The sequence below is a fragment of the bacterium genome (genome assembly GCA_016699045.1).
GTDB lineage: Bacteria > Babelota > Babeliae > Babelales > RVW-14 > AaIE-18.
Map to the genome: position 1 here is coordinate 441,378 of CP064957.1, position 11,649 is coordinate 453,026.

The 11,649-nt window shown below is 43.2% G+C and carries 8 protein-coding genes; 6 read left to right on the forward strand and 2 right to left on the reverse strand.

Annotated elements, in window-relative coordinates; all coding sequences use genetic code 11:
- The first annotated feature begins 172 nt into the window (after positions 1–172).
- The 6 genes from IPF37_01960 (at position 173) to IPF37_01985 (ending at position 5,495) form a co-directional block, all read left to right on the forward strand.
- Positions 173–1,447, forward strand: coding sequence for a hydroxymethylglutaryl-CoA reductase, degradative (locus tag IPF37_01960; GenBank protein QQR49840.1), 1,275 nt, complete (start codon positions 173–175; stop codon positions 1,445–1,447).
- Positions 1,444–2,496, forward strand: a complete 1,053-nt coding sequence (locus IPF37_01965; GenBank protein ID QQR49589.1) for a hydroxymethylglutaryl-CoA synthase — start codon at positions 1,444–1,446, stop codon at positions 2,494–2,496. Before IPF37_01960 ends, IPF37_01965 begins: the two co-directional genes overlap by 4 nt.
- Positions 2,493–3,650 (forward strand): thiolase domain-containing protein, encoded by a 1,158-nt coding sequence (locus tag IPF37_01970; protein ID QQR49590.1) that lies wholly within the window; start codon positions 2,493–2,495, stop codon positions 3,648–3,650. Before IPF37_01965 ends, IPF37_01970 begins: the two co-directional genes overlap by 4 nt.
- 96 nt (positions 3,651–3,746) lie before the next feature.
- Positions 3,747–4,388, forward strand: coding sequence for an ankyrin repeat domain-containing protein (locus IPF37_01975; protein QQR49591.1), 642 nt, complete (start codon positions 3,747–3,749; stop codon positions 4,386–4,388).
- Positions 4,385–5,083 carry a hypothetical protein gene (locus IPF37_01980; protein QQR49592.1) on the forward strand — a complete coding sequence of 233 codons (699 nt, stop codon included), beginning with the start codon at positions 4,385–4,387 and terminating at the stop codon, positions 5,081–5,083. The genes IPF37_01975 and IPF37_01980 overlap by 4 nt, the downstream gene beginning before the upstream one ends.
- Before the next feature lie 28 nt (positions 5,084–5,111).
- The gene (locus IPF37_01985; protein ID QQR49593.1) at positions 5,112–5,495 is read left to right on the forward strand and encodes a nucleotide pyrophosphohydrolase; all 384 of its coding nucleotides are present in this window, start codon (positions 5,112–5,114) and stop codon (positions 5,493–5,495) included.
- Between the two features lie 169 nt (positions 5,496–5,664).
- Here IPF37_01985 and acs read toward each other — a convergent pair whose 3' ends face one another.
- Together acs and IPF37_01995 are read right to left on the reverse strand one after the other, a co-directional pair.
- Entirely contained in the window at positions 5,665–7,551 is a 1,887-nt protein-coding gene (gene acs / locus IPF37_01990; GenBank protein ID QQR49594.1) for an acetate--CoA ligase, read from the reverse strand.
- 186 nt (positions 7,552–7,737) lie between these two features.
- A complete protein-coding gene (locus IPF37_01995) occupies positions 7,738–11,643 on the reverse strand; it encodes a hypothetical protein (GenBank protein ID QQR49595.1) in 3,906 nt (1,301 codons plus the stop codon).
- Between the last annotated feature and the right edge of the window lie 6 nt (positions 11,644–11,649).

Here is an 11,649-nt window from a genome sequence, read left to right on the forward strand (position 1 = left end):
AAATAGCAATTACTAATTGCAATGATTTTAGTAAAAATTATAAGAACGAAAGCATTTTCAAGAATAAAAGCCTCAAGAATAAGCAATTGACAGAGGCCCGAATATCCATTACATTCCACGATATTCTTCAAATTAGAGATAAACAAGCAAGCCAAAATAGACTGATCTCGTGGTGGTTACATTGAAAGACAAAAACAGTCGAATCCCTGCTTTTCATAAAAAATCCCTCAGCGAGCGTTTAAAATACGTCGAAACCTTTGCCAACCTTACTCATCAAGAAATCAAAGAGCTAGAGTCGGGGGCCTCCCTTCCCATTCCTCTCGCCGAAAAAATGAGCGAAAATGTCATCTCAGTCATGTCTTTGCCTTTTGGCGTCGCCACCAATTTCATGATCAACGGTCAAGATTATCTGATTCCAATGGTCACTGAAGAACCAAGCGTCATTGCAGCCGCCTCGCACGGCGCCAAACTCGCGCGAAATGCCGACGGTTTTACCACTAGTTGCGGCTATCCACTCATGATTGGCCAAATATTGTTAGCAAATATATCCAATTCTGCTAACGCACTCGAAGCTTTGAACAACAAAAAAAGAGAGCTCCTTGCGCTTGCCAACCAACTCGACCCCATACTGCTCGAGCATGGCGGAGGGGCAGTAGATCTGACTGCTCAAGAGCTTGTACTCAACAAAGACCTATGCCTTTCTATAAAATTGCACGTGAATGTCGGTGATGCCATGGGCGCCAACATTGTTAACACCATGACAGAATTTATTGCACCACTCATTCAAAAAGTATGCGGTGGCCTGGTCAGATTGTGTATTGTTTCAAATTTTTCTCCCGATCGCTTAGTCCACGTTACCGGCACCTGGGACCAAGAAACGCTGGGGTTACCAACTATCGATGCTATCATACAAGCCAGTGCCTTTGCAGCAGCCGATATCTATCGAGCCGTAACACACAATAAAGGAATTATGAACGGCGTTATTGCGGTCGCGTTGGCCACCGGCAACGATACCCGGGCCATCGAAGCAGGAGCACATGGGTACGCCGCTCTCACGGGCCGCTACCAACCACTTAGCTGGTATGAAAAAAATGAAGCAGGCGATTTAGTGGGACACCTAGCAATGCCCCTACCCATCGCAACCGTTGGCGGAATAACTAAAAGTCATCCAACTGCCTGTATCGCCAGAAAAATTCTTACCATTACCAGCGCACAAGAACTTGCCGGCGTTACTGCAGCTGTAGGACTGGCACAAAACTTTGCCGCCCTGCGTGCATTGGTAACTGAAGGAATTCAGCACGGGCACATGCGACTGCACAGCCAAAACATTGCCATTACCGCGGGCGCTACCGGCCAGGCTATCGACAATATTGCCCACCAAATGATCACAAAGAAAAAAATTTCAGTTGCGCATGCGCGCACACTTTTGACGAAAGGGTCCCTATGATTGGTGGCATTATGGGCTACGGGGCTTACATTCCACGCTACCGAATCAGCGTTGAAAAACTCGCACAAGCTCTTGACGACAATGCTACACAGATTATCAACTCACTAGCAATTGCCGAAAAATCAGTCCCGGGCAAAGATGAAGATAGCCTCACGATGGTCGTTGCTGCGGCAAAAAATGCTTTAAAACGGGCAACGTTACCAGCACCATCACTGCAAGCAGTTTATGTTGGCAGCGAAAGCCATCCCTACGCCGTCAAACCTTCCGCAACAATTTTAGGTGAAGCTTTAGGGATTGGCACCAATTATATGGCTGCCGATTTTGAATTTGCTTGCAAAGGCGGCACCGCTGCCCTGCAAGCCGCTCTTGGTGTGGTTAAGGCTGGGATGGCCTCGTACGCGTTGGCCGCCGGCAGCGATACCGCTCAAGCAAAGCCAACAGATATTTTAGAATATGCCGCCGCCGCTGGGTCCGCCGCTTTTATTGTTTCAAACAATCTTGATGAAGCGTGCGCAATTGTTGAACGAACATTATCGTACAGTTCAGACACGCCAGATTTTTGGCGTCGTTCATCAGCTGCCTACCCAGAACATGGCGGACGTTTTACTGCACAACCAGCTTACTTTGCGCATGTTGTGGCGGCAACACAACAACTTTTAACGGCACACAACCTCAAACCAACCGACATCGATCATGTTATTTTTCATCAACCAAATGGTAAATTCCCCGTGATGGCCGCCAGGCAACTTGGTTTTTCTCGGGCCCAACTGGCCAACGGCTTACTTGTTGAAAAAATGGGCAACTCGTACAGCGCTAATTCACTTTTGGGTCTTACGGCGGTACTGGACAACGCACTACCCAACCAAACTATTCTATTAGTTAGTTATGGCAGCGGCAGCGGCTGCGATGCTTTCGTAATTAAAACAACTGAAAAAATTTTATCGGTCCAAAATAAAGCACGTCGCACCCAAGAATATTTGGCAGAAAAAAAGTATATTTCCTACGCAACATATCTTCATCATTTAACCTGCTTGTACGGTGCATTATGAACATTGCGATTATCGGCATTGGCCAAACAAAATTCGGTGAATTGTGGGAAAGTTCGCTGCAAGATTTACTTGCATACAGCCAACTTGCAGCCCTCAAAGATGCTAATATTTCAGCACAAGAAATTGAAGCACTGGTGGTCGGCAACATGTGTGGAGAAAGTACCGGAGGTCAAGTACATCTTGGCGCACTAGCTGCACATATTTTAAATCTCAATGTTCCAAGTATGCGCGTTGAAGGAGCCTGTGCATCAGGTGCGTTAGCACTGCAACAAGGTATAGCACTTATTGAAGCCGGCAAGGCAGAAGTAGTACTAGTCAGCGGCGTTGAAAAATTAACTGATGTTGATGCCGGCACACTGGCAACGAGTATGATTGGCGCCAGCTTACAGGAAACAGATCATTTTGTGGGCCTTACTTTCCCAAGCCTTTTTGCACTCATCACGCGTTTATATTTTAATGAGCACGGCATTACGCGTAAGCACCTTGCACACGTGAGCGTTAAAAATCATTTGCACGCAAGCTTAAACCCCAACGCACATTTTACCAAAGACATTTCTCTTGAAACGGCGCTACACGCACCAATGGTCGCCGACCCACTGGGTCTTTTTGACTGCGCACCAGTTTCTGACGGCGCTGCATCGATCATTATCACAACACCAGAATTTGCGAAACGCAAAGGCATCAAGCCGGTGTTGATCATTGGCTCTGGCGTTGCCACTGATTCATTAATGTTTGGCGAACGCACGACACTCACATCTTTTGTCGCCACAAAATTAGCCGCACATAGTGCTTATCAACAAGCTGGCATTGAGCCGGAAAATATTGATCTGGTTGAAGTGCACGATGCATTTACCATGGCCGAAATTATGGCGCTTGAAGATTTAGGTTTTTTTGAACCGGGACAAGCAGCTTACGCAACACAAAAAGGCACCACAAAATTCAATGGCACCCTACCCGTCAACATGTCTGGTGGACTCAAAGCACAAGGACATCCCGTTGGCGCCACTGGCCTTGCACAAATTATTGAACTTATCAGACAGCTACGCGGCACTGCCGGCAAACGACAAATTGCCAATGCACGCACTGGCCTTGCACACAACATGGGCGGCATTGGCTCTACCGTAGCGGTTCATATTCTTGCAAGTAACCATTGACCAGCACTTCTTTTTTGGCATAATTTTTTAGCGTGCTATAATCCAGTCATAACAAAAGATCGAAATCATTTTTTTTAAAATTATGGAGAATCTGTTATGAAGAAAACATTTCACTACTCGCTAATTTTTGCTGTAATATTTGCCAGCACCGCCATAGCAGCAGGAACTGCTACAGAAAAAGAATTTTCCATCTGCCCAAGCATTCCCGATGACTTTTGCCTTGAAGACAAACAACTGATCACGGCGGTAAAAAAAGGGCTTCACGAAGCATTAGAACGAATTCTTCTTTTCCATAAAAATGTTAATCTTGAATATGAAGAAGGCTCGTTGCTTCATCATGCAGCGAGTGAAGGACATCTTAAATGTGCTGAATTACTCGTTAATAACGGTGCTGATATTTCTGCCACCACACCACACGGCGGCACACCTCTCCATTGCGCTGCATGGAAAGGCTACACAGACATCGTACAATTTCTTTTGAATAATAATGCACCAATTAATGCAATTAATTTCATTGAACAAGCAACACCATTACATTGGGCAGCAAAACAAAATCACACTAATTGCATAGCGCTGCTTCTAGCTGCCGGCGCCAACCCAACACTAAAAAATGCCACAAACAAAACAGCAGCAGATTACGCAGAAGAACTCGGTCACCAAGAGCTTGCAGCCCTACTACGCACAGCAGAAATAACATGGCAAAAAGAACATAAGCAAAAAGCGTGTACCATATCATGAAAAAAATATTATTAAAAATAGGCTTACTGTTTGGCATATTTTTTAGCTTTGGATCGTTATTCTCAACAAACATTTCAGATATAGACATGTTAATGTCGCTCAATTTTAATCAAAAAATAGATACACTCAATCTACTCATTAAAACAACACCAAAAGACGCTTTAAATGAAGCAATACAACAAGATATTAAAGCTATTTTTATGAGTCTTTTTTACGAACTGCCAACACAAGGGCCAGAAGAAAAACTTGCGTTCAAAAAACTCTTGCTCAATCTTTTGCAGTCACCACTTCCATCGCACGAGCAGCGAGATTACATAACCAAATTGGTACTGCCACTCATAGACCCTTCAGGCAATTATGTTATTCCAACGCCAGAAACGCAACGCGCTCTACCAACAACAGAAGAAAAACAAGAACCGACAGTAAAAGATTCTGCCGAAGAACAAGGACGCATTTTGCAGGAACCACTCATGGTTCCTGTCATTACCAAAGCATGGGTGGTAAATGAAGATGGCAACCGTGAACAAATAACTGATATTACCTTTAGAACTATCGCACCAAAAACAGCGCAACCAACATCAGAAAAAAAAACAACGGGTGCCCCGCCAAGTATCATACCAACGCCAGAAGAAGGCGTGCGCTTTGGCAAAGGTCGCAGGCCACTGAGCAAACGAGCAGGCATTTATCGCTGCTGATATTATTTCACAAAAAACAAGGCCCATCATGAAAAACGATACCAACACAACACTCCGAGAACTCAGCGAACTTACACAAAAATTCATCAACGAACGCGACTGGGCAAAGTACCACAGCCCAAAAGATATATCTGCCAGTTTAAGCGTTGAGGCTGGCGAACTTTTGGAATTATTTTTGTGGCGCTCAACCGAAAAAATTTATACAGAGCTTGAACAAAATGAAAAATTCAAAACTCAAGTTAAAGAAGAACTAGCCGATATTTTATTTTGCTGCCTAAATTTTGCGAACCTTACCAACATTGATATATCACAAGCATTTAGAGACAAACTCGCCAAGTCGGCACTCAAATATCCGACATCGCAAGTCAACACAGTTGAAAAATATTTTGCACTCAAATACAAGGATAAATGAGGCGAACTCGATAATTTTAGCCTGCCTTCCCCCCAATGCACTATTTTTTCCGTTCACACTGAGGAGCGCCATAGGCGCATCTCGAAGTGTTGAATATACATCGACCCTTCGAGACGATCGATTACATCGATCTCCTCAGGGAGAACGGGACTTAGAACATACCTATTTATTATGTCGCTATTGTCTTGTTAATTATTGTTTGCAATTGCAAATACGCTTGTTTCGCTTCTTCAAGCGACGCGCCATCTTCAAGCGTACTCACATCACCAACCGGCGATCCTTCAACAACCGCCTTAAGCAAGCGACGCATAATTTTTCCTGAACGTGTTTTAGGCAATTTATCAACACAATAAATGCCACACAACATCACAAAAGCACCAATGTACTCACGCACTACCTGGGTAATCTGTTGTTTGACATGATCGTGAGATTCACTACCACTATTTTTCAAAATAACAAACAACACCACCGCCTCACCGCGCAATTCATCGTGCACGCCAATCGCTGCCGCTTCTGCAATCATCAGCAACGTTACCACAGCACTTTCTATTTCTGCCGTACCAATGCGATGCCCTGCAATGTTAACTACTTCGTCAGCTCGACCAAGTAACCAAAAATAACCGTCTTCATCAACGCGCGCATAATCGCCGGTATAATACATGCCCTTAAAGCGACTCCAATAAACTTCTTTAAATCGCTCTGGATCATTGTACACACCAATCGTCATACCGGGCCATGGTTTTTTGATAACTAAATATCCCTTGGTTCCTGCCGGCACTGGATTGCCATGCGTATCAACAACTTCTGCAGCTATGGTTGGCAGTGGCACGGTTGCAGAACCAGGTTTGAGCGCTACCAAATCAAGGCCCGCGGTTGGCGCAATCATAAAGCCACCAGTTTCTGTTTGCCACCAGGTATCAATCACTGGACAACGCCCGGCACCAATGCGTTCATGATACCAGCGCCACACGTCAGGATTGATTGGCTCCCCAACGGTTCCCAATATTTTTAAACTTGAAAGATCGCACGCTGCCGGCCATTGATCACCATACTTTATGCACATGCGAATAGCAGTTGGAGACGTGTAAAAAATTGAAACACGATATTTTTCAACCAAACGCCACCATGCCGATGGATCTGGATAGTCCAACGTGCCTTCATGAATGACGGAGGTAAGTCCAAGCAATAATGGTGCATAGACAACATACGAATGACCAGTAATCCAGCCAATGTCTGCCGTACACCAATAAACCGACGTATGATCTGGATCAAACGCCCACTCCATCGTCGTTCGTGCGTACGTCAAGTAGCCGCCAGTTGAATGCATTAAGCCTTTTGGTTTTCCCGTAGTTCCTGACGTGTACAATATAAACAACGGATGATTTGCTTCAACCGCAACCGGTTCAACAAAAACATTCTCTTCAAAAAAATCATCCGCAACAACATCACGACCTGGTTGTAAAAAAACTTCTTGTTCAAAGCGTTTTATCACCAACACTTTTTCAATTGAAGAACATTCGCTCACGGCATGATCGACAATTTTTTTAAGTTCAATTCTTTTCCCACGACGAACACCCGCATCAGCGGTGATAACAAATTTTGCTTGCGTATCATCAATTCGATCTTTGAGCGCATGACTACTAAAACCTGAAAACACCACCGAATGCGTAGCACCAAGGCGTGCGATTGCCAAAATGGCTGCAATCGCTTGCGGAATCATTGGCAGGTAGACCATCACAATATCATTTTTGCTCACGCCAATTTTTTGCAACGCATGCGCATACTGATTAACTTGTTTATACAACTCGGCATAGGTCCAAGTAACAGCATTTCCTTGCTCGTCTTCACAATGGTAGGCAACTTTATTACCAAGACCATTTTTGATATGCACGTCAACGCAAGCGTACGACGCGTTGAGCGTGCCGCCAGAAAACCAATGCGCGTACGGTTCTTGCCAATCAAGAACCCTCTTCCAACGCTTAAACCATGCTAACTTTTCAGCTTGTTGTTCCCAAAAATTTTCTCTATTTAATCGATCATCACGAGCGGGCATCATACGATCATCCTTTTTTATTAGCCACACATTACACTCACAAAAAGCGTTTATTACTAACTGCTTGCTGCACAATGTAACGGAAAAAATATGCTTGAGCAAACTACAATCTCACAACTCACAAATAACGAGAGGGGCACTCTTTTTCGAATGCCCCTCAGACAAAAATTCTCTTTAAATGTTAAAAAATTATTCTTTAACCTGGCAGTTATCGCAGGTTTCATGCAAGTTTGCAACGCGAACATTCTTACACGTATCCTCATCTACCAACACTTTTGCTCGTCCGTTTTCATCCTGCATTTGCGCAGCCCTTGCATAAAGCTCAGGAGATACCGTAAACGATTTGTCTGAATCTAGACACGGCATCACGTTTGTCCACAAAGACGAACGATGTGGCAATTGCCTCCAACGACGAGTACCATCTTCACACTTAAATACATCTACATTTGCTTCAGCATGCGGCGCAAGAGCCCACGCCGTTTTATCTTTATTTGCAAAAAGTTCATTGCCATCATCAAGAGAGCAACAGTCATGATCCGCTAGCTCACAGGAAGCTGGGGCTGTATTTAGTAGCCACATGTGTTGTGCAGGATCCCACGTTGCAAAACGTGCACCATCATTCCACGTCACCAATTGAGATTTTGCAACGTCAGTTGGGCTGAAAAGCTCAAATTGACTGGCTTGCTCATTCAACTTAAACAACCGATTATCCGGGCCCAAACAATATTCTTGTCCCGCAAAGTCTTTACAATCAGGAACATTGGCCCATCGTCCGGTTTCGTCTTCACTTTCTCCGCGATGCCAATATTTCACTGCATTATTTTCAGCGTCACTGTCTTCATTAATGCAAAACAATGCAGAGTCATTGTTGCAATCATCAGACATTAAAACCCATTCAGTCAAATCATCATTAAGTATAAAGACGCGACCATCTGGCCCCATACACATGCCATCGCGTTCATTACCAGTACACATTGGCGCATCATACCAACCATAATCATCACAATCTGAATGCCAATAATAAACATCGCCATTTAGATCACAATATGCCAAATTACCTGCGTTATCAAAAAAGCAATCAGAACCGCTTAACGAAACCCACGCATTAGCATTATCATTTGGTATAAAGATTTTACCATCTTTACCAACAAATTTACCCGCACAGACTTCTGATGATTCCTCATCCCAATACGGAACATCTTGCCACGAAAGTACACCATCCTCAAAATGGCGGTAAAAAATACGCCCATTTTGCAGCATACAATCTGCCTCTTCAAGCGTACATGGCATTCCCTCAGTCCAAACACCAGAATCTTTTTTTGAATAAAACGTTGTTGCATAATCGGTTCTGGTATCAACTTCACAGATACCAGCACTCAAATCACACGGTGGATTTAACGAACAATGACCATTTTCATCACAAAATACATTTATCTTTTTGCCAGCTTTATTAACAAAACGATACAATACTTGTTGATCATTCCAATCTTCAGGCGTATTTTGCCACTGCTGATTTGCCGCACTCCAAAATTCCAAAACACCGCCTAGATCGCATACTTCTCCCGATACACCAACACCACATGGAGAAACCTCACTATACGTTCCATCAGAACGCAAATAAAGCTTGAGATCACCAACACGACAAAGCACCGAATCTTTTTCACATGAAGGCTCTAAGCTCCATTGATTGCCATGGCGATACAGAATCGTTTTTTCATCACTTTGCCTACAATATGGCACAGATGATTTATCGCCACATAAATCGGCCGGCTTCCATCCATCATTGCCAAACCAAAAATACGCACCATCTCCAAATCTAATCAAGCGAACATCTAGTGCAACATCAAGATTTAAAAGCCACAGCGTCTTGCCATCAAGCGTACCAGCATACAGTCTATTGCCATCATCAAGTGTACAATAGCCCTTTGTTTGACCAGTAAGCCTCATTAACAATCCACCACTATTCGCTTTTTTACAAGCCTGCGGTGCATCATTAATAAGCCACTTCTTTTGCTCAGGATCCCAGGTTGCGTAGTTTCTACCATCGCCAAAATCAACTAAACGAGATTTGATTACATCTTCAGGTTCTTTTAACTCAACAAAGTATCCGGCAGCATTGCGTTGAAATAACGTACCATCAACGCCCACACAATAATTAAGGTCGGCAAAATCATCACAAGAAGGGATATCACTCCACCAGCAGCCATTACCCATATTCTTCCAATATTTAACCTTGCCATCTTTGGTACAGTAGCTTAGGGTCGTTCCTTGAATCATGCACTTACTTGCATCTTCAAGACGAACCCAGCCCGTGCAATCATCATTTGGTATAAAAATACGTCCATCAGGTCCTTTAAAAACACCTTGGTGCGATACAGACCAATCCCACGCTGGCGTATCTTCCCAAGAACTGGTTCCATTCTTTATGTGAGGATAGTACACGGCATCATTTTCAAGAACGCAGTATTTGTCCGAGTACGCATCGCACGGCATACCCTCAGTCCAACTCGAAGCATCTTTTTTTCTGAAAAATTCAGTCCCATCAACAATGCAAATTCCTTCACGCGGTTGGCAAGGAAATTTGACGCTGCAACTACCATCTTTGTTGCAAAAAACTAAAACGCCACTTTGATCAGATTTAATAAAGCGATAGAGCTTTTTGTTTGCAGCCCAATTAACCGGTTTATTCTGCCATTTTTTTTCTTGGTAATTCCAAAATTCTATGATGTTTTCATCAAAAATACAGACAGCCTCTGAGTGCTCGCCATCAGCACACGGCGACGTTTCTTTATACGATCCATCTTCATGAAGGTAAAATTTTAAATCATCAACAGTACAAATTTTAACACCATTGCCACATGGCGGGGTCAGCAGCATATCATTGCCATGTCGGTACAATCGCAAGCCATCTGGCAAATCACAATATAGCTTATCTCTATCACAAAAAGGTTTTTCAACTCCTTCGCGAATCACCGGCAAGTTTTGAAAACACAAGCGACCGTCTGGTAAAAAATGAAATCCTTTTTTTCCAACGGAACAATGCCATGCGCCCGGAGTTACATCGCCAACAAAAGCTAAGTTTTTCCCATTACAAAGTATTATTGGCAACAAACTTGACCCATCATTTTTCGACGCATTAATACAAGAAAAATCAATCTTATCATTAATCGAATATTCTTGTTTTTTGCAACGAATTTGCCATGCATTTATACACGTAGGTCCTGCAAACAGGTGGGTATCGCATTGATTTGGATTCCATAGCGCATCTTTTACATCATGAGCTTTTTCTGAAATCGCCACACGATTTTCATAAATGCCAGCGCCTACCAACAATGCCAACAAACCATACCCACAAGCTTTGATGACCCATGATTGACTTTGAGCAGACTCATCGTCATACAAAATATGCGGACAATCAAGAATTTGATCGCCATTAATAAACGTCTCCGTAGGAAATGATTTTGTTTCCATCGATTCTTTTTCATCGTCATATGAAATCAGAATCGTTACAAGTGGTGATTTTTTGACAAGAGCACCACCTGACCTATCATTCGTCAATCGAACTTGTATCGAACGTGGATCAAAAAAATCGACAATCAAATTAAATAAGCGCTCAAGAAATTCTCGTTTATTATAATTTTTTACACTCATATGACAATATGTACCACCACCATCATGCCTGTCAGCACGCTCACACACGGCAGCATTAATTAACATCAATTGCTGCTGAATTTGATCTTGAATACCAGGTAGCTCTGGCATTCTTGGCGTCAGCAACTTATCAAGCTCATCGGCAGAAAAACGAAACGCTTCACTGTATGCAAGATCAGTATAAAGATGTGCCATAACAGCAGGCATCATCTCTGCTTGCAGCCGACTCAGTGATCGTTTTTGTAAATCTGTTAATTGATTTCCCCCGTCAAACACTACTTTTTTAAAAATGCTTTTCCATTTGGCATCAAGATCAAACTGACACCGTTGTTTCAGAAAATTATTAAATTGATGATCGTACACAACATATTCATGCTTTACTGCATTCAATGACATTGAACATAAAAAAAGAACACTGAACAACAGCGCACGTGGCATACCCATAACTAC

Excerpts from the sequence above, each read along its gene's own strand:
- IPF37_01975 (QQR49591.1), top strand. The coding sequence starts at position 3,747 with ATGAAGAAAACATTTCACTACTCGCTAATTTTTGCTGTAATATTTGCC.
- acs (QQR49594.1), bottom strand. The coding sequence starts at position 7,551 with ATGATGCCCGCTCGTGATGATCGATTAAATAGAGAAAATTTTTGGGAA.
- IPF37_01970 (QQR49590.1), top strand. The coding sequence starts at position 2,493 with ATGAACATTGCGATTATCGGCATTGGCCAAACAAAATTCGGTGAATTG.
- IPF37_01980 (QQR49592.1), top strand. The coding sequence starts at position 4,385 with ATGAAAAAAATATTATTAAAAATAGGCTTACTGTTTGGCATATTTTTT.
- IPF37_01965 (QQR49589.1), top strand. The coding sequence starts at position 1,444 with ATGATTGGTGGCATTATGGGCTACGGGGCTTACATTCCACGCTACCGA.
- IPF37_01985 (QQR49593.1), top strand. The coding sequence starts at position 5,112 with ATGAAAAACGATACCAACACAACACTCCGAGAACTCAGCGAACTTACA.
- IPF37_01995 (QQR49595.1), bottom strand. The coding sequence starts at position 11,643 with ATGGGTATGCCACGTGCGCTGTTGTTCAGTGTTCTTTTTTTATGTTCA.